General features: G+C 70.7%; 19 protein-coding genes. 4 read left to right on the top strand and 15 right to left on the bottom strand.

Going from position 1 to position 17,443, the window contains the following annotated elements:
• Positions 1-532 precede the first annotated feature (532 nt).
• Entirely contained in the window at positions 533-1,105 is a 573-nt protein-coding gene (locus F9C11_RS33510; RefSeq protein ID WP_409181363.1) for a TetR/AcrR family transcriptional regulator, read from the bottom strand.
• A gap of 68 nt (positions 1,106-1,173) precedes the next feature.
• Here F9C11_RS33510 and F9C11_RS33505 point away from each other — a divergent pair, with 68 nt between their 5' ends.
• Positions 1,174-2,028 (top strand): SDR family NAD(P)-dependent oxidoreductase, encoded by an 855-nt coding sequence (locus tag F9C11_RS33505; RefSeq protein WP_409181362.1) that lies wholly within the window; start codon positions 1,174-1,176, stop codon positions 2,026-2,028.
• On the opposite strand, the gene F9C11_RS33500 is transcribed toward F9C11_RS33505, so the two are convergent.
• The 4 genes from F9C11_RS33500 to F9C11_RS33485 all read right to left on the bottom strand — a co-directional run bounded on the left by F9C11_RS33500 (position 2,021) and on the right by F9C11_RS33485 (position 5,186).
• Complete coding sequence (locus tag F9C11_RS33500) at positions 2,021-3,046, bottom strand: NADPH:quinone reductase (protein ID WP_409181361.1); 1,026 nt, start codon at positions 3,044-3,046, stop codon at positions 2,021-2,023. The two genes, F9C11_RS33505 and F9C11_RS33500, sit on opposite strands and share 8 nt — an antisense overlap.
• 48 nt (positions 3,047-3,094) lie before the next feature.
• On the bottom strand, positions 3,095-3,913 hold the full coding sequence (locus F9C11_RS33495) for an LLM class flavin-dependent oxidoreductase (RefSeq protein ID WP_409181360.1): 819 nt from the start codon (positions 3,911-3,913) through the stop codon (positions 3,095-3,097).
• A 57-nt stretch (positions 3,914-3,970) separates the two neighbouring features.
• The gene (locus F9C11_RS33490) at positions 3,971-4,798 is read right to left on the bottom strand and encodes a peptidoglycan-binding protein (RefSeq protein ID WP_409181359.1); all 828 of its coding nucleotides are present in this window, start codon (positions 4,796-4,798) and stop codon (positions 3,971-3,973) included.
• A 79-nt stretch (positions 4,799-4,877) separates the two neighbouring features.
• Positions 4,878-5,186 carry a cupin domain-containing protein gene (locus F9C11_RS33485; protein WP_409181358.1) on the bottom strand — a complete coding sequence of 103 codons (309 nt, stop codon included), beginning with the start codon at positions 5,184-5,186 and terminating at the stop codon, positions 4,878-4,880.
• 174 nt (positions 5,187-5,360) lie between these two features.
• On the opposite strand from F9C11_RS33485, the gene F9C11_RS33480 reads away from it, so the two are divergent.
• Together F9C11_RS33480 and F9C11_RS33475 are read left to right on the top strand one after the other, a co-directional pair.
• Positions 5,361-8,498, top strand: a complete 3,138-nt coding sequence (locus tag F9C11_RS33480; protein WP_409181357.1) for a GH92 family glycosyl hydrolase — start codon at positions 5,361-5,363, stop codon at positions 8,496-8,498.
• Between the two features lie 104 nt (positions 8,499-8,602).
• Positions 8,603-9,865 carry a Bcr/CflA family multidrug efflux MFS transporter gene (locus F9C11_RS33475; protein ID WP_409181356.1) on the top strand — a complete coding sequence of 421 codons (1,263 nt, stop codon included), beginning with the start codon at positions 8,603-8,605 and terminating at the stop codon, positions 9,863-9,865.
• 55 nt (positions 9,866-9,920) lie between these two features.
• On the opposite strand, the gene lexA is transcribed toward F9C11_RS33475, so the two are convergent.
• Positions 9,921-10,574 carry a transcriptional repressor LexA gene (gene lexA / locus F9C11_RS33470; RefSeq protein ID WP_409181355.1) on the bottom strand — a complete coding sequence of 218 codons (654 nt, stop codon included), beginning with the start codon at positions 10,572-10,574 and terminating at the stop codon, positions 9,921-9,923.
• A 130-nt stretch (positions 10,575-10,704) separates the two neighbouring features.
• On the opposite strand from lexA, the gene F9C11_RS33465 reads away from it, so the two are divergent.
• Positions 10,705-11,343 carry a hypothetical protein gene (locus F9C11_RS33465; protein ID WP_409181354.1) on the top strand — a complete coding sequence of 213 codons (639 nt, stop codon included), beginning with the start codon at positions 10,705-10,707 and terminating at the stop codon, positions 11,341-11,343.
• On the opposite strand, the gene F9C11_RS33460 is transcribed toward F9C11_RS33465, so the two are convergent.
• The 9 genes from F9C11_RS33460 to bla form a co-directional block, all read right to left on the bottom strand.
• A complete protein-coding gene (locus F9C11_RS33460) occupies positions 11,344-11,799 on the bottom strand; it encodes a MarR family winged helix-turn-helix transcriptional regulator (RefSeq protein ID WP_409181353.1) in 456 nt (151 codons plus the stop codon).
• 21 nt (positions 11,800-11,820) lie between these two features.
• Positions 11,821-12,183 carry a VOC family protein gene (locus tag F9C11_RS33455; RefSeq protein ID WP_409181352.1) on the bottom strand — a complete coding sequence of 121 codons (363 nt, stop codon included), beginning with the start codon at positions 12,181-12,183 and terminating at the stop codon, positions 11,821-11,823.
• Between the two features lie 65 nt (positions 12,184-12,248).
• The gene (locus tag F9C11_RS33450) at positions 12,249-12,974 is read right to left on the bottom strand and encodes a decarboxylase (protein WP_409181351.1); all 726 of its coding nucleotides are present in this window, start codon (positions 12,972-12,974) and stop codon (positions 12,249-12,251) included.
• A gap of 40 nt (positions 12,975-13,014) precedes the next feature.
• A complete protein-coding gene (locus F9C11_RS33445) occupies positions 13,015-13,284 on the bottom strand; it encodes a hypothetical protein (RefSeq protein WP_409181350.1) in 270 nt (89 codons plus the stop codon).
• Positions 13,285-13,382: 98 nt separating this feature from the next.
• Positions 13,383-14,117 (bottom strand): hypothetical protein, encoded by a 735-nt coding sequence (locus F9C11_RS33440; protein ID WP_409181349.1) that lies wholly within the window; start codon positions 14,115-14,117, stop codon positions 13,383-13,385.
• 62 nt (positions 14,118-14,179) lie between these two features.
• On the bottom strand, positions 14,180-14,896 hold the full coding sequence (locus tag F9C11_RS33435; protein WP_409181348.1) for a hypothetical protein: 717 nt from the start codon (positions 14,894-14,896) through the stop codon (positions 14,180-14,182).
• Positions 14,897-15,058: 162 nt separating this feature from the next.
• Entirely contained in the window at positions 15,059-15,811 is a 753-nt protein-coding gene (locus F9C11_RS33430; protein ID WP_409181347.1) for a hypothetical protein, read from the bottom strand.
• A 136-nt stretch (positions 15,812-15,947) separates the two neighbouring features.
• A complete protein-coding gene (locus F9C11_RS33425; RefSeq protein ID WP_409181346.1) occupies positions 15,948-16,469 on the bottom strand; it encodes a D-alanyl-D-alanine carboxypeptidase family protein in 522 nt (173 codons plus the stop codon).
• The gene (gene bla / locus F9C11_RS33420; RefSeq protein WP_409181345.1) at positions 16,466-17,362 is read right to left on the bottom strand and encodes a class A beta-lactamase; all 897 of its coding nucleotides are present in this window, start codon (positions 17,360-17,362) and stop codon (positions 16,466-16,468) included. Before bla ends, F9C11_RS33425 begins: the two co-directional genes overlap by 4 nt.
• Between the last annotated feature and the right edge of the window lie 81 nt (positions 17,363-17,443).

Below are 17,443 nucleotides of genomic sequence, written 5' to 3'. Positions count from 1 at the left end.
GTGAGTACTGGTGCGGGAAATGCTCGCCGGGGCGTGGGCGGTGAGTGCTGGTGGAGGAGATGGTCGCCGGGATGGGGGCGGTTAGCGCTGGTGCGGCAGGCGCTCGCCGAAGTGCGGGCGGTGAGCGTCGGTGGTTGCGGATGCTCGGGTTCGCGGCGTTGTCCACATCCCGTTTGAGTTGTGGAGTATTCGGCCCGTTCGCGTCTCGGGAGCCGGTTTTGTCGGGTGGGGGCAGTAGACTGGACTAGGGGCAGCCCCCCAGGAGAGGGCGGGGGTGGGTCCGGCCGCGAGAGCAAGGGCAAGCCGCTTCGCGTGCGCGATCTCGTTCGAGGTTCGGCTGGAGTCAGCGCTTGAGCGGCTTACTCGGCGAGGGCTTGGGCTCGGCGGTCAGGAAGGGTTCACCTCGAACGGAGCGACGGTTTCGTTCGCTCGGGCGTGGGAAATCCGCGGCTGTGGCTGTCAGCGATCGAACAATGCTCGGGTGGCGTGCGCGGTACCCCGGGAAACTGAATTCCCAAGCAGTTCAGAGGGCTCAAGACCGCGGCGGCCACCCGGATTCCAGCAGGGCGAACACCGACGCCAAGGCGGCCGCGGGGTCCGGTGCGGTGCCCGTGAGGTCCGGGATTTCCAGCACGAACCGCGCCAAAGCCCGCACTGCCGGGGCGTCCGGTGGCAGGCCGCTTTCCTCGGCCAGTGCTTCGGTCAGGTCCGGTTCGCAGGAATGCCACAGCCGGCGCGCGTATTCGCGCAAGGCGGGCGTTTGCACGATCAGGTCGCGTTTCGGGGCGTGTTCCGGCGGGATCTCCGTCGAGTACGGGCCGCGGGCGGCGAAGAATTTGTGCAGGGCTTCGAGAATCGGTTCCTTCCGGTCGCGGAGCGCGGCGACGATTCCGGCTCGCCGTTCCGAGCCGTCGTCGAAGATCAGGGCTTCCTTGCCGTCCGGGACGTGTGCGAAGAGGGTCGCGACGGAGATGTCGGCCTCTTCGGCGATCTGCGCGACGGTCACCCCGTCGTAGCCGTGCTCCAGGAACAGCCGCAGCGCGACTTCGTCCAGCTTGCGCCGGGTCTCGAGCTTGCGGCGTTCGCGTCGTCCGGTGTTGGCCACGACCCCACTCTACCCCAAACCTGAAGTGGGTTTAAACTTGGAATCACTTCAGGTTTAGGAGGGGTGTCATGGCGGTGCTGGTGACCGGGGGCAATGCCGGGATCGGCTACTTCGTCGCGGAGCAGCTGGCGGAGGCGGGTGCGGAGGTGGTGCTCGGCAGCCGGGACGCGGCGAAGGCGGAGGTCGCGGTGCGGGTGCTCCGCGAGCGGGCGCCGGGGGCGCGCGTGTCGTGGGCGCGGCTGGACCTCGCCGACCTGGCTTCGGTGAAGGGGATCGAGGTCGGCGAACTCGACGCGGTCGTGCTGAACGCGGGGGTGTATCTCGACGGGCCGGAGCGGCGGGAGACCAAGGACGGGCACGAGATGACGTTCGGGGTCAACCATCTCGGCCATTTCGCGCTGACCGCCGCGCTTCAGGACCGGTTGAAGCCGGGGGCGAGGATCGTGACCATGGGCAGCTTCGCGGCGAAATCGGCGAAACTCGATTTCGAGGATCTGCAAAGCAAGCGCGATTACCGGCCGAAAACCGCGTATGAACGGTCGAAGCTCGCGCAAACGCTCTTCGCGCTGGAGCTGGACCGGCGGCTGCGGGCAGCGGGCAGCAGCAGGCTGAGTGTCGTCGCGCATCCCGGCGGGGCGTTGGACAGCCTGACTCCGGACCGGCCGCCGCTGCACGTGCGGAGCAAGAAGCTGAGCCTCGCGCGGATTGCCTTGCAGGGCAAGGACGGCGGCGCGCGGCCGGCGGTGCGGGCGGCGGTCGGCCCGGATGTCCACAGTGGTCAGATCTGGGGGCCGCGCGTGTTCGGCCTCAAGGGAGCGCCGCGGCCGGAACCGGTGCGCGGGCCGTACGCGGACGCCGGCGCCGCCGCCCGGTTGTGGGCGGCGAGCGTGGAACTGACCGGGGTCGAGCCGGTGTTCAGCTGACGTCGATCAGCACCTTGCCGGTGATGCCCTTCTCCGACGCCTCGTGCGCGCGAGCGGTTTCCGCCAGCGGGAACCGGTGCACGGGCAGCCCGTGGTCGGGGCCGAGCCGGAGTCCGCCGTCGCGCAGGGCGGCGTTCAGGTCTTCCGCACCGGCGCGCAGCCGGTCGAATCCGACCGTGTAAAGCACCAAGAACTGGTAGCGGCTGTTAAGCCAAACGTTCTGTCCGAAGTCGACGGTCACCTTCCCGGTGCCGCGGTCGTCGCCGTAGGCCGCGACGACGCCGCGCGGGCGCAGGACCGCGGCGTGCAGGGGAGCGTTCACGCCGACGGCGACCTCCACGATCGTGTCGACCCCGTCCGGCGCGATTTCCCGGATCGCCGCGGCGACGTCTCCTTCGGTGTACCGCACGACATGCTGCGCACCGGCGGCCCGCGCGAGCGCGGCCTTGTCCTCGGTGCTGACCGTGGCGATGACGGTCGCTCCGGCCCAGCGCGCCAGCTGGATCGCGGCGTTGCCGACCGCGCCCGCGCCGCCGCTGACCAGAATCGTCTTGCCGGCCAACGCATTCGGCGCGAGCCGCTGCGGTCCGTCCTCGTCGACGGTGAGCGCGCGGTGCGCGGTGAGCGCCGGGATCGCGAAAGCGGCGCCCTCGTCGAAACCGACCTCGTCAGGGATCGGGACGAGCCGGTCCGCCGGGAGCACGGTGTACTCCTGCGCGGTCCCGGACGTCGGCGAGTACGCGGCGGCCAGCAGCAGCCACACCCGGTCGCCCACGGCGAAGCCGTCCACCCCGGCGCCGACCGCGTCCACGACGCCGGCCCCGTCCTGGTTGGGCACGGACAATTCCGCGTCGGCGCTGGCACGGGAGGAGCCGGCGCGCGCCTTCCAGTCGGTCGGGTTCACCGCGGACACGACGATCCGCACGCGCACTTCGCCCGGCCCCGGCTCGGGCACGGCGAGTTCGGACAACGTCAGCACTTCCGGGCCGCCGAACTGGCGGTAGGTCACAGCTTTCACCCTCGGTGCAATTCACCGGCGGGCGCGGCTATTCCCGGTGCGATCGGGTCAGCGCCCGCTGAGCCGCGCGATCACCGGGGCGAAGTCCTCGAGGAACGCGCCGTTCACGCTGAAATACGACACCCCGAGTTCCTCCCGCCGCCGCTGCAGCTCGTCGGCCATCGCCGCCGGTCCGCCGCGCAGCAGGGTGAGGGAGTCGTGTTCGATGAGGGTTTCGATGTCGTGCCCGATGAAACCGCGGATCCACGGCGGGATCTCCTCGCCGACGACGAAAATGTTCATCGCCAGTTCGATCTCCCGGCTCCCGGCCGCGGCGCGGATCTCGGCGGCGTGCTTCGCGGTGTCCGCGCGGCTGGTGAGGACGCTGCCGGCGAGAGTGACGATGTCCGCGCGCTCACCGGCCAGCTGACGGGCTTTCGGCCCGCCCGCGGCGACCATCACCGGCGTGTGCGCGTCGCCGTCGAGACGGCGCAGGTGCGAGATCGTCTCCGACACCTGGGCCAGCCGCTCCGGACCGGTGCCGTAGGGCAGGCCCACCTCGGCGGCGGCCTCGCGCATCGCCGGGATCCCGGTGCCGATCCCCATCTCGAACCGGCGGTCGGTGAGCACGCTGAGGCTGTGCGCCTCCCACGCGGCCGCGCGCGGCGTGCGCAGCGGGCTGGCGAACACGAAGGTGCCGACCCGCAGTTCGGTCGTCACCGCCGCCGCGACGGCCAGCGCCGCGGTCGGGGTCGGCAGATGGAGGTTGTCCGGCGACAACAGGGTCGAATACCCCAGGTCCTCGGCGCGGCGGGCGGTTTCGCGCCATTTCGCGCTGCCCTCCTGCGCTGCCGCGACGACCCCGAACCGAAATGTTTTTCCCGCCATGGCACCAGAAAACCACGGCTGCCGCACTCGCGCCAGCGAATGCGGCAGCCGGGTGAGTCAGCCGCGCTGGTACTGCTCCCAGGTCAGCTTCGGATTGACCGCGGGACCGTCGTCCTTGCCGTGGTCGGCCAGGCCGTTCTGCCCGAGGTAGTACGCGCCGACCTGGTGCTGCGCCCCCGAGGACAGGTCGGGATCGTTGACCGCGATCGCGTGGATGTGGTAGCCCCAGTCGCCTTGCGCGGGCGTGCGCACCCAGGCCGCGAACCCGACTTTCCGGAGGTCCTTGGCGAATTCGGTGCGGGTCGCCGAGGACATGTTCGCCACCGAAACGTCGAACGCGCCGCCGCCGTCGTGCGTTCCGGCCGACGCGCCGACGCCGCCCGGGTTGTACGAACCCTGGGTGAGGCCGACCTCCTTGCCGAACAGCTTCTCCGCCGCCTGCAGCATCGCCTTGGTGCGCGTGTTGAGCGTGACGCCGTGATAGGTCACGTGGCTGCCCGCGGAGACGACGTTCGACACGGTGTAGGTGCCGGAGCCGAGCTTCTCCAGCGACGTCTTGCCGGGCAGGCCGGACGCGTCGATTCCGGTGTAGCCCAAAGACTTCTGGTACTTCGAGTAGGCGTCGATGGTGGTGGTGCCGAAGTAGCCGTCGACGTACTTGGCGTCCAGCAGCCCCTTGGCCTGCAGCGCCTTCTCGACCAGCAGGACGCTGTCGTGCGCGCCCGGCGTCTGCGTGCTGTCCGCGCGCTGCGGGTCGATCTGGGCCGCGAGCAGCACGGCCTCCATGTTCGCCGCCGGCAGCGCGGCGGCCACGCCCGGAACGGCGACGGCGACCGTGGCCGCCGCCGCGGCCCCGGCGGTGAGCACTGCGAGTTTCCTGAACATCCGTGTCCTCCCGGTCCTGGTCGGTCCGGGCCGAGCATCGCCGAGCGGGATACACGGGACGTACAAATGCGGGTCGACCTCACTCCAGCCACTCGGTGACGAACCGGTCGTTCTCGTGGATGTGCACCGCCTCGTACGGTTCGGGACCGAGCGAGACGAACTTGTGCGGCATGTTCGCCGGGGCGACGAGCACGTCCCCGGCGACGCCCTCGCGCTGTTCGCCGCCGAGGGTGAACAGCGCGCGCCCCCGCTGGACGACGAAGGTTTCGCGGTAGGGATGCCGGTGCAGGCGCGGTCCGGCGCCGGGTTCGACGGCGTACTCGCGGATGACGGAGACGCCGGAGCCGACCTCGTAGCCCTCGACGTCCCGGGTGGCGGGTTCTGTCATGTCTTCCGAGGTTAGCCCGGTTGGCGCGGTTCAGGGGATCGTGCCGTGGGCCCGTCTCGGGGATGCCGCCGGTCGGATGTCTGTCCGGGCCAAACCGGCCAGATCTCTGTCATCCGGTTGACCTCGCCGCCCGCGAGCCGGAAAGGTCGGACAACACGAGGTCTGGGAGGCGCCGTGCGGTACTCGGTCGTGGCAGCGTTGGCGACGGCAGCGGTCGTCGGGGCGGGGACGGTCGCGGCGGCGGCGCCGCAGGCTCCGTTGGTCGGTGATCCGGCGGCGTACGTCGATCCGCTGATCGGCACCGGGCGCGGCGGCACTTCGGTCGGCGAGATCAACAACTTCCCCGGCCCGGCCGCGCCGTTCGGGATGATGCAGTTCTCTCCGGACACCGACGGGTCTTACGCCGGCTACCAGTACCACAGCGACAAGATCCGCGGCTTCAGCCTCGACCACGCGTCGGTCGGCTGCAACGCGTTCGGCGACGTGCCGATTCTGCCGATCACCGGCGACGTCGGAGCGAAACCGTGGGATCGCGTCGAGCGCTTCACTCATGACGGCGAGCAGGCTGAGCCCGGCTATTACGCGGTCACGTTCCCCGATTCCGGCGTGCGTACCGAGCTGACGGCGACCACGCGCACGGGGTTGGCGGCGTTCACCTTCCCCGCCGGACAGAACGCGCAGGTGCTGGTCAAGGGCGGCGCGAGCCTGGCGGGCAACTCCGCGGCCGCGCTGCGGATCACCGGCGACCGCGAGGTCAGCGGGCAGGCGACGACCGGTCGTTTCTGCGGGAAGCCGAACAAGTACACCGTTTACTACGATATCGTCTTCGACCGTCCGTTCACCGCCCACGGCACCTGGGACGGCAAAACCGTCCAGCCGGGCAGCGACCAGGCCGACGCGCCGAAAGCCGGGGCATACCTGACGTTCGGCGACGCTGGCGTGGTGCACGCGAAGGTCTCGATGTCCTATGTGGACGTTCAGGGCGCGAAGAAGAACATGACGCCCGGCTGGGACTTCGCCGCGATGCGCGAGAACACGAAGGACGCCTGGCGCGACGCACTCGGCCGGATCCGCGTGGCGGGCAAGGATTCCGCGCAGCTCAAGACCTTCTACACCGCGCTCTACCACGGCCTGATGCACCCCAACACGTTCAACGACGCCGACGGCCGGTATCTCGGCTTCGACAACCAGATCCGCACGCTCCCGGCCGGGCACGCGCAGTATGCCAACTTCTCCGACTGGGATACCTACCGCTCGCTCGCGCCCTTGCACGGCATGCTGTTCCCGAAGGAAGCCAGCGACATGGCGCAGTCGCTGACCAACGACGCGGTCCAGGGCGGCTGGTGGCCGCGCTGGCCGATGGCCAACGGCTACACCGGGCAGATGACCGGCGACAGCTCGGTCGCGCTGCTGTCCAGCCTCTACGCCTTCGGCGCGCACGACTTCGACGTCAAGACCGCGTTGAAGTACCTGGTCAAAGGCGCGACGTCGGTGGACGAAACGCCGGGCGCGTACCAGGAACGCCGGGGGATCGCGGACTACCTTGCCCGCGGCTACCTGCCGAACAACGACGCCTCCCGCGGCGACCACGCCCGCGTCGGCGCGTCGATCACGCTGGAATGGGCGATCGACGACTTCGCCATCGCGCAGTTCGCGGCCGCGATCGGCGACCGCGGCGTCGCCCGCGACTTCGCGAAACGCGGCCAGAACTGGCAGCACCTGTTCAACCCGGCCACCGGCTACCTCCAGCCGCGCGGACAGGACGGCCGGTTCCCGGACGGCCCGGCCTACCAGCCGCCCGCGCCCGGCACCTTCGGCCAGGACGGGTTCGACGAGGGCAACGCCGCGCAGTACACCTGGCTCGTGCCGCAGAACACGGCCGGGCTGGTGACCGCGATGGGCGGTCCGGCGGCGGTGTCCGCGCGGCTCGACACGTTCTTCCAGAAGCTCAACGCCGGCCCGAACGAACCGTACATGTGGGCGGGCAACGAACCCGACTTCGGCGTTCCCTGGCTGTACAACCACGTCGGCCAGCCGTGGAAGACGCAGGAAGTGGTGCGCCGGATCGCGACCACGCTGTTCAGCGCGACTCCGGACGGCGAACCCGGCAACGACGACCTCGGCGCGCAATCGTCCTGGTACGTCTGGGCCGCGCTGGGGCTGTACCCGTCGACTCCGGGCACGCCGGATCTCACCGTGCACAGCCCGCTGTTCGAACGCGCGGTGCTGACGCTGCCCGGCGGCCGCACCCTCGACCTTCGCGCGCCGGGAGCGTCGACGACCACGCAGTACGTCCACGGTCTGACGGTGAACGGGCACCGGTGGGATCGCACGTCGCTGCCGCAAGATCTCGCACGCAACGGCGGGCGGCTCGACTTCGCGCTGTCCGCACAGCCGGACCGCACCTGGGCGGCGAACACTCAGCCACCGTCCTATCGGGACGGTGAGGAACCGTTCGTCGGCTCAGTGGCCAACCAGGTCACCGTCGAACCGGGCGGCTCCGGCACTGTCGCGGTGAACGGCCAGCGGCTCGGCGGGCACTTGCGCTCGCTGGACCTCTCGACGTCGGCGCCGGCCGGGATCGCCGTGTCCGGCCCGCGAGCGGTGTGGCTCGACAACCGCACCGGCGGCGGGAAAACCGAACTGACCGTGACGGTCGCGGCCGGGACTCCCGCGGGTTACTACGAAGTGCCGGTGACCTTGCGTGGAGCCGGACATTCGGTTTCTTCCTCGGCAATTGTATTGGTCGCGCCGAAGGGAAGCCTGGCCGCCGCTTTCGGCAATGCCGGCGTTTCCGACGACGGCGACAGCGGTTCGGCCAATTTCGACGGAGCCGGGAACAGCTATTCGCGGAAAGCGCTCGCCGACGCCGGTCTCGCTCCGGGTTCGACCGGACACGCGGCGGGGACGACGTTCGTCTGGCCCGCCGCGCCGTCCGGCCGTCCGGACAACGCGGCGGCGGCCGGACAGAAGCTCGATTTAGGTGGAACTTCAGCCGCCCGCCTGCTTTTCGTCGGTTCGGCGACGAACGGAGACCACCGGGGGAGCGCGACCGTCGCGTTCACCGACGGCACCGCGGCGACCGCCGATCTTTCGTTCGGTGACTGGGTGTTGCCGGGCGGAAATGCCGAACCAGTGTTCGGCAATACGCTCGTGGCCCGCACCGCGTACCGGAACCAGCCCGGCGGCCAGGGAATCGGCGCCTCGGTTTACGCCACCGCGCCGCTGGAAATCCCGGCGGGCAAGAAGATCGCGGCGGTGACCCTCCCGTCCGATCCGGACCTCCACGTTTTCGCCCTCGGCCTCGGCTGAGATTGTCAAGCGGGATTCCCAAGGTGTGATCTGTTCGAGGGACCCGGAATTTCTCGGCCGTCTTCTTCGTAGGTGCTCAAGTGCTCACGACGAAGGGGAGTGGCGTGAACGAAACACGCGAAGCGCCCAAGGCCGGGAGCCAGCTGAAGCTGGTGCTCGTGCTGGGCGTTCTGGTGGCACTGGGGCCGCTGTCCATCGACATGTACCTTCCGGCCCTGCCGGACATCACCCGCGAACTGTCGACGACGGAGTCGACGATCCAGCTGACCCTCACCGGAACGGTGCTGGGGCTCGGGCTCGGCCAGCTGATCGCCGGCCCGCTTTCGGACGCGATGGGGCGGCGGATCCCGCTCGTCGCGGGAAGCGCGATCCACGTGCTCGCGTCCCTGCTGTGCCTGGTGGCTCCGACGGTCGAGCTGCTGAGCGCGGCCCGCGTGCTGCAGGGGCTGGGCGCCTCGGCGGGCGCGGTGCTGGCGCTGGCCGTGGTGCGCGATCTCTACACCGATCGCGCCGCGGCGAAACTGCTGTCCAAGCTCATCCTGGTGATGGGCGTTTCCCCGGTCCTGGCCCCGACGCTCGGCAGCGCGCTGCTGGCGTGGACGCACTGGCGCGGGGTGTTCGTGGCGCTCGCCGCGATCGGGCTGGCGAGCGGCGTCGCGGCGGCGCTCGCGCTGCCGGAGACCCTGCCGCCCGCGCGGCGGCAGCCGTTCCGGTTCCGGGCGACCGTGCGGTCCTACCGCGGCCTGTTCACCGACCGCTCGTTCGTCGGGCTGGTGCTGGTGGCCGGGTTCGCGATGGCCGGGCTGTTCGCGTTCGTCAGCGGCGGGTCGTTCGTGTTCCAGCAGCAGTACGGGCTGGACCAGCAGCAGTTCGGCCTGATGTTCGGGGCGAGCGCGGTGTGGCTGATCGCCGCGACGCAGGTCAACGCCCGGCTGATGAACCGGTTCGAACCGCACCAGGTGCTGCTGTTCGCGAGCGTCGCGGCGGCGGTGTCGGCGGCGGTGCTGCTGGCGACCGCGCTGACCGGGTTCGGCGGCATGTTCGGCGTCGCGGTGCCGGTGTGGGTGGTGCTGTTCTTCGCCGGGCTGATCCTGCCGAACGCGCCGGCGGTCGCGCTCGACGCGCACGGGGACAACGCCGGGACGGCGGCGTCGCTGCTGGGCGCGGTGCAGTTCGGCGTCGGCGCGGCGGTCTCGCCGGTGGTCGGCTTGCTGGGCAACAACGCGGTCGCGATGGCGACGGTGATGTTCGGCGGACTGCTGGTGTCCGGGCTCGTGCTGTGGCTGATCGCGCGGCCGTGGCAGGTCCGGGCCGCCGCCGGACAGGCGGACCTGGTCGACGCCCGGGTGCCGGTGGCGGTCGACTAGCTGGGGGTCGTGAGTGGCGTTGCCGGCTCTCACCGGGAACGCCACTCACGACGCATCACATGCTGCGGAGCACCGAGACGACCACGCCGAGCACCGTGGCCCGGTCGCCGTCGATCACGTCGTAGGCCGGGTTGCGCGGCTCGAGGTAGACGTGCCCGTCGCGGCGGCGGTAGACCTTCACCGTCGCCTCCTCGTCGATCATCGCGGCGACGATCTGGCCGGAATGCGCTTCGGACTGCTGCTTCACCACCACGATGTCGCCGTCGCAGATCGCCGCGTCGATCATCGAATCGCCGCGCACGCGCAGCCCGAACACGGTGCCCCGGCCGGTGAGCCCGCGCGGCAGCTGCATGACGTCGTCCACGTGCTCCTGCGCGGAGATCGGCGTGCCGGCCGCGATGTCGCCGACCACCGGCACCGGCACGGAGTCGCCGCCGTCGCGCGAGCGGACGTCGCCGAGGAAGGCGCGCACGTCGATCGGCCGCGACATAGTGGAGCTGCGGCGCAGGAAACCCTTGTCCTCCAGCGCGGCGAGGTGCTTCGACACCGAGGAAGTCGACCGCAGTCCGACCGCTTCGCCGATCTCGCGCGTGCTCGGCGAGTACCCGTGCCTGCCCACCCAGTCCCGGATGGTGGCGAGGATGTGCTGCTGCCGTTCGGGCAGGGCCGAAGCGTCGAGGTGGTCGAAGACGTCGTCGTAGGCGGTCACGGGCCGATCGTAGAGGGCGTCCGGGCCGGTCGCGCGGACCGGGGCGGGTTGTTCCCTCGGTCGCTCCACTGTGGACTGTGGCTGCGCTTGGTAGAGTCGTCCCTCCGGAGGGTGACGGGAGGGGACCGGGATGACTCAGCCGGTGATACGGCCGAAGGTGACGGGGATCGGCATCGCGGTGGCGGTTTTGCTCGCGTGGCTGGAGATATTCGCGATCCGCGGGGGATTCTGGTCGGTCAGCGAAATCGTGAGCGGGGGAACCCGCGTCAGCCTGTCCAGCTACCTGTCCGCGGCGAGCCTGCTGCTGGCGATCGTGGTGCTCGCCGGCATCGCGCTGATGTTCGCGCGGCGGCAATCGGCCGGCCGGATTCTGCTGTGGGGCGCGCCGGCGCAGCTGTTGTGCGCGCTCGCCGGGGTGGTCCTTGCCCATTCCTGGTGGGACAGCGCCTCGTTCGGCTTGATGACGGTCTTGGCGGTGGTGCTGCGGCTGCCCGCGGTGTCGGCGAAGATGCCTCCGCCCGCGGGACACGGAATGCCTTACGGGGCACCGGTTCCGGGGATGCCGCAGTATCCGGGGCAGGTTTCGACGGGGCAGCAGTATCCGCAGCCGGGCCCGGTCCCGCCGCAGTATCCGCAGCAGTACGGCGCACCGGGCATGCCGCAGCAATACCCGCCGCAGTACCCGCCGCAACCGCCTTATCCCCAGCAGCCGATGCCGGGCCAATGGCCTGCCTCCGGGCCGCCCCAGCAGGGGTGGCCGGGCCAGTGATCAGTGCCCGGCGAAGCGCCGCTGTTCGTCGGTGACCTCCGCCAGCACGCGCTTGAACTCCGCGTACTCGCCCCGCCCGAGCCGCTGGGCGTGCCGGTCCTCGATCGCGGCGAGAATCCGGGCCGAGGCCGCGATCATGGCCTGCCCGCGTTCGGTCGGGCAGACGAGTTTCGCGCGCCGGTCGGCCGGGTCGGGGCGGCGTTCGACGTAGCCGAGCGTCGCGAGTTCGTCGACCATGGCGCCGATGACCTGCTTGCGCCGTCCGGACCGGCGGGACAGCTCGGTCGCGCGCGCCCCGTCCGGGCCGAGGTAGGCGAGCACCGCGCCGTGCCGTGGGCTCAGGTCGCCGAACCCCTCGGCGGCCAGCGCGGTGAACAGCTCCCGCTGCACCGCGAACAGCAACCGCCCGGCGAGCATCCCGAGGTCGGGACCGGCGGGCACTCGGGAGTCGGGCACGGCGGAGATCGTAGCGCGGGGTCAGGACCGCCGGGGGAGCACGCAGAATTCGTTGTCCTCGGGGTCTTTCAACACGATCCAGTGGTCTTCTTCCGCATCTTCCACGACCTTCGCGCCGAGGGCGACGAGTCGGGCCACCTCGTCGCGCTGGTCGATCGTGTCCGGCGCGATGTCCAGGTGCAGCCGGTTCTTGACCGTCTTCCCCTCGGGCACCGGCTGGAACAGCAGCGACGGCCGGTCCGGCGCTTTCAGCTCGACATAGGTGAGTCCGTGGTTGTCCGTCCACCGCTCGGTCCGCGGATAGTCCAGCGCTTCCCGCCAGAACGCGGCGAGCGCGTCGGCGTCCCGGCAATCGATGGCGACGGCGATCAGGTGGCTGCTCATGATCGAGGAGTTACCCGCGATCGGCGTGGGTTATGCCCGGGACCTTATGTGTCCACAGTGGACAATCAATGCGGGTGGGCGAGCAGCGTGCCGAGACCCGGTCCGGCGGCAGGCCTGCCGAGCAGGGTGAGGCAGTGCCAGAGCGTCACCTGGGTCGCGGTGAGCACGGGTTTGCCCGCGCGTTGTTCGAGTTCGGCGAGCAGCGGCGCGGTGTGCAGGGCGGTCTCCGGCAGCAGGACGGCCTGGGCGTCCGAGGAGGCCGCGGAATCGACTAGGTCGCGGATGCGGCCGCTGTCCCAGGCGGCCAGGTCGCGGTCCGAACCGGCGTCGGCGGAGACGGCGTGCACGGTGGCGATGTCTTCCTCGGCGAGGAACGCCGAGAACGCGTCGGTGATCTCCGGCGCGTACACCGAGGCGAGCGCGACCCGCCGGAGGCCGAGCCGGTGCGCGGCGGCGAGGAACGCCAGCGACGTGCTGCTCGCCGGGACGCCCAGCGCGTCCGTCAGCGCGTCGGTCTGGGTTTTGGCCGCCGCGACGCCGTCGATGAAGCTGCAGCTCGTGCACGCCCAGCTGACCACGCGCGGGGACGTCGTGAACTTCGCCGCCGTCCGGACCAGCCGGTCCGGCTCGCTCAGCTCGCGCACGGCGGCCTGGACGTTCTCCCGCTCGACCGCCTGCCGGGCCCACGGGACGTAGGCGAATTCCACGCCCGGCCGGGCGTCGAGGCATCCGGCCAGGGCGGTGAAGTCGTCCTCGGCGCAATCGCGAGTGGGATACAGCAGACCGATCATCCCGGGCAGTGTCGCACCTGATCGCCCGGTCGGCAGAACTTCAGGAGCCGGGGCCGGAACGGATCTCGGCGGCGGGCGGGGCCGGGACCGGCTCGGGGCCGCTCCCGCTGAAGTCCAGCGTGCCTTGCTTCGGGGACTCGTACCGCAGCAGGGAGCAGGCCGAACCGACGCGCTCGAGGCAGATCGCCCGGCCGCCGTTCCGGTGCCGCGGCACCGGCGTGCCCGCCACGTCGAGGTCGTCGATCAGGGTGCCGACGAAGAAGTCGAGGTCCAGGAAGTGGTTGAGCGCCTCGCGGCAAACCCGGGCCATCGGGGAGTCCAGCGACCCCGCTCAGGAGAAGACCGGGCGAATCGTGCGAGGTCCGTTCAGGAGAGGTCCGGGCGGCGGGAACGCGAGACGGGGGCGGGTCAGGAGCCGGGGCCGGAGTAGATCTCGGCGGCGGGCGGGGCCTTGGCCGGGACGGGCTCGCCCAGCTCGAGGTCCACCGCGCCGTCCGTCGGGGACTCGTACCGCATCAGGGAGTAGGTCGTTCCGAAACGCCCGAGGTAGATCGTCTTGCCGCCGTTCCGGTACCGCACCGCCGGAGTGCCCGCCAGGTCGACGGGTTCGCCCGCGGAGTAGCCGGGCTTGTCGAGGTCGTCGGCGGCGGCGCCGAGGAAGGCATCGCAGTCCAGGAGGTTCTTCAATTTCGCGCCGCGACCGCGGAGCAGCGGAGCGTCCGCCGACAACCACTTGCCGCCTATCTTCGACCAGGCTCCGGCGGGCAGTCCGACGATCGTGGTCAGCGCGGTGTCGACCTTGATCCACATCTGGTCGCCGACGCGCACGAGCGACAGCGGCGCGCCGTCCTTCTCGACCGAACCGCTCGCACTGTCGTGGTTGAGCTGCAGGTCGACCATGAGGCCGTCGACGGTCGTGCCCTTGACGTGGACAGCTCTGGCCATGTCCAGTTCGTTCGCGACGGTCTCGCCGACCGTGGCGGCGTCGGGCGGCGCGTCGAACGGTTTGACCGGCGAACTCGGGGCCGCGCTGGCCGGCGGCTGGGCGGGAGCGCCCCCGGAGCAGGCGGTGCACGCGAGCGCGGCGGCGGCCGCGACACTGGCGCAGCGCAGGACGCGACGGGGCGAGACCGGGCGAATCATGCGGTTTTCCGTTCGGGAGAGGCCCGGGACGCCCCGGACGGCGGGAATGCGAGACGGTGCGGTCAGGAGCCGGGGCCGGAGTAGATCTCGGCGGCGGGCGGGGCCTTCGCCGGGACGGGTTCGTCCCATCCGCTGAACTCCATCGCGCCTTGCTCCGGGGACTCGTAGCGCAGCAGCCGGTGCGCGCCGGCCGCCTCGAGGAACATCGTCCGGCTGCCGTTGCGGTACTTCAGCGCCGGGACGCCCGCCACGTCGGCGGGTTCGCTCGCGGAATAGCCGGGCTGGTCGAGATCCTCGGCCATGGCGCCGACGAGGAAGTCGCGGTCCACGAAGAGCTTGACCCCCTCGCCCAGCCCCTTGGCCATCGGGGAGTCCATCGACACCCACTTGCCGTCCAGCGGGGAGCGGGCCCCGGCGGGCCGCCCGGCCAGCTTGGCCATGCCCCGGGTGAACTTGATCCAGACCTTGTCGCCGACGCGGACCACCGGGATCTCCGAGCCGTCCTGCTCGATCGAGCCGCTCGCGCTGTCCTTGTTGAGCTGCACGTCGATCTTCGTCGTGCCGTCCTTGCCCTTGACGTGCACCGCGGCGGACTTCTTCATCGCGGCCTTGACGGTGTCGCCGATCGTCGCGGCGTCGGGCGGCGCGTCGACCGGCGAACTCGCGGCCGCGCTAGCCGGAGACGGGGCAGGAGCGCCCCCGGAGCAGGCGGTGCATCCGAGCGCGGCCGCGACGGCGGCGCAGCTCAGGAGAAAACGGGGGGAGACCGGGCGAATCATGCGGTTTTCCGTTCGGGACAGGCCTGGGACACCCCCGGGCGCATCCGCTTATCGCCTGCTCCAGTGGTCCGTTACCGCTCGTCCGGCTCCGTCATGGATCCGTGATCACGCGGTCCGCGGCCTCGCGTTCCCGGGCGGGCGCGGGAACGCGAGGCGATCCGGTCAGGAACCGGGGCCGGAGTAGATCTCCGCCGCGGGCGGGGCCTTCGCCGGGACCGGTTCGTCCCATCCGGTGAACTCCATCGTGCCCTCCGAAGGGGACTCGAGCCGCAGCAGGCGGTGCGCACCGGCGGCCTCGAGGAAGATCGTCCGGCTGCCGTTGCGGTACTTCAGCGCCGGGACGCCCGCGACGTCGGCGGGTTCGGCCGCGGAGTAGCCGGTCTTGTCGACGTCGTCGGCCATGGAACCGACGAAGACGTCGTAGTCCATGAACAGCTTGAACACCTCGCCCATGCCCTGGGCGAGCTGGGAGTCGAGCGACACCCACTTGTCGTTGACCAGCGCGGCGGCCTCGGCGGGCAGCCCGGCCTCCTTGGTCAGCGACTTGCTGAACCGCATCCAGACCTTTTCGCCGACGCGCAGCACCGGGACCTCGACGCCGTCCTTCTCGATCGAGCCGCTCACGCTGTCCTTGTTGAACTGCATGTCGACTTTCATCTTGCCGTCGTCGCTCTTCGAGCCCTTGACGTGGACCGCGGTCGACTTCTTCATCGCGGCCTTGACGGTTTCGCCGACGGTCGCGGCGTCGGGCGGCGCCGCGGAGGGGGCGGCCGACGAGGTCGCGGCCGGGCTGGCGGCGGCGGGCGGCTGGGCGGCGTTGCCGCCGGAGCCGGAGCAGGAGGTGCACGCGAGCGCGGCGGCGGCCGCGACGGCGCCGTAGCTCAGCAGAAGACGGTGCGAGACCGGGCGAATCATGCGATTTCCGTTCGGGACAGGCCCGGGACGCCCCCGGGCACATCCGCTTATCGCCCGGATCCGCGGTCCGTTACGGCTTGTCCGGTTTCGTTACCGGCTTGTGCCGCCCGGCCGGTCCACAGTGGACGAATCAGCTTCAGCTGGCGGCGCGGGTCGCGGCGAAACCGGGGTGCGGCAGCCGCTGCGGACGGCCGTCCGGGTGGTGCTCGAAGTGCCACCATTCGTTGTCGTACACGCGATACAGGCCGAACCGTCCACCGTGGACTTCGAGCCACTGCGCGCCCTCGTAGGGCCGCACGTCGAGCGCGACGCCTCGCACGTGCTGCGATTGCGAGGGCGGAAGAGTGAGGTGCAGGGCGAGTTCGCGGGAACCGGCGCGTTGGACCTCGGCGCGGAACAGGTCGGCCTGCGTCGCCGCGTCGCGGTGGCCGGACGTCAGGCCGAGCAGGATTCCGTGCCGCCACAACGCTTCGGTGCGCGCGGCGGTGAACGCGGCGTGCGTGCCCGGCGTGAGCCCGGCGAGGTTTTCGGCCGGATAGCGGGCCCCCAGCGCCCACTGGCACGCGACGTGCCGCGCCCGGCCCCGCGCGACCACCCACGCGACGGGTACGAAAAGCACCGCGAGCACGTGGGTGACCACTCGGTAGATTCCGGTCACTGCAACGCCTTCACGACCGCGGCGGCGGCCTGCGCGATCAGCTTGTCGTCGGTCTTCGCGTCCTTGTGCGGGCGATCGGACAGCACGGCGAGCACGATCGGCGCGCGGTGCGGCGGCCATACCACGGCGATGTCGTTGCGCGTGGCGTAATCGGCGGATCCGGTCTTGTCCGCGACCTGCCAGTCCGCGGGGACGCCGGCGCGGATCACGTGCGCGCCGGTGGTGTTCGCGCGCATGATCTTGGTGAGCACGGCCTGCTTGTCCGCCGGGAGTCCCGAGTCGAGCGCGACGGCGCGCAGGTCCTTGGCCCAGACTCGCGGGGTGGTCGTGTCCCGGACGTCACCAGGGCTCGTCTCGTTGAGAGCGGGCTCGATGCGGTCCACGCGGGTGACCGTATCCCCCAGCCGGCGAAGCTCCGCAGCCAGCCCGGCGGGACCGCCGATTTCGCCGAACATGAGGTTATCCGCCGTGTTGTCGCTGTAACGCAGCGCAGCGTCGAGGACGCTCTGTAACGAGATTCGCTCCCCGACGTGCTTTTCCGTGATCGGCGAATTGGGCACGAGATCGCTTTGCCGAATCGTGACCGTCCGGGCCAGATCGTCCCCGCGGTGCAGGATGGCTGCCGCGTTGAACACCTTGTGCGTCGAAGCGTAGGCAAAGCGGTCGTCGGCGTGATAGGCGACCTCGCGGCCGTCGCCGGTGTCGATCGCGTACACGCCGAGCCGGGCGTCGAAAGCCTTCTCCAGCGCGGCGAAGTCCGGCTGCGCCACCGGCTTGGCCTTGACCGGCGCGGCGGACTGCGCGGCGCTCGCCGGGGCGTCCGGTGTTGCTGGTGCGGCACACGAGGCTAGCGCGGCCACTGCGAACGAGGCCAGGGTCAGCCTGCGGAACACGGGGTTCTCCCTCCGAAGTCGATCATCTCCTCGAGCAGCGTGCCCCCGGCCGGTTCATGCGGTCCAAGACACTTTTGTGCC

The organism is Amycolatopsis sp. VS8301801F10 (assembly GCF_046195355.1).
In the GTDB taxonomy this organism is placed as follows: Bacteria; Actinomycetota; Actinomycetes; order Mycobacteriales; family Pseudonocardiaceae; genus Amycolatopsis.
This window is presented reverse-complemented; position numbering and strand designations above follow the sequence as displayed.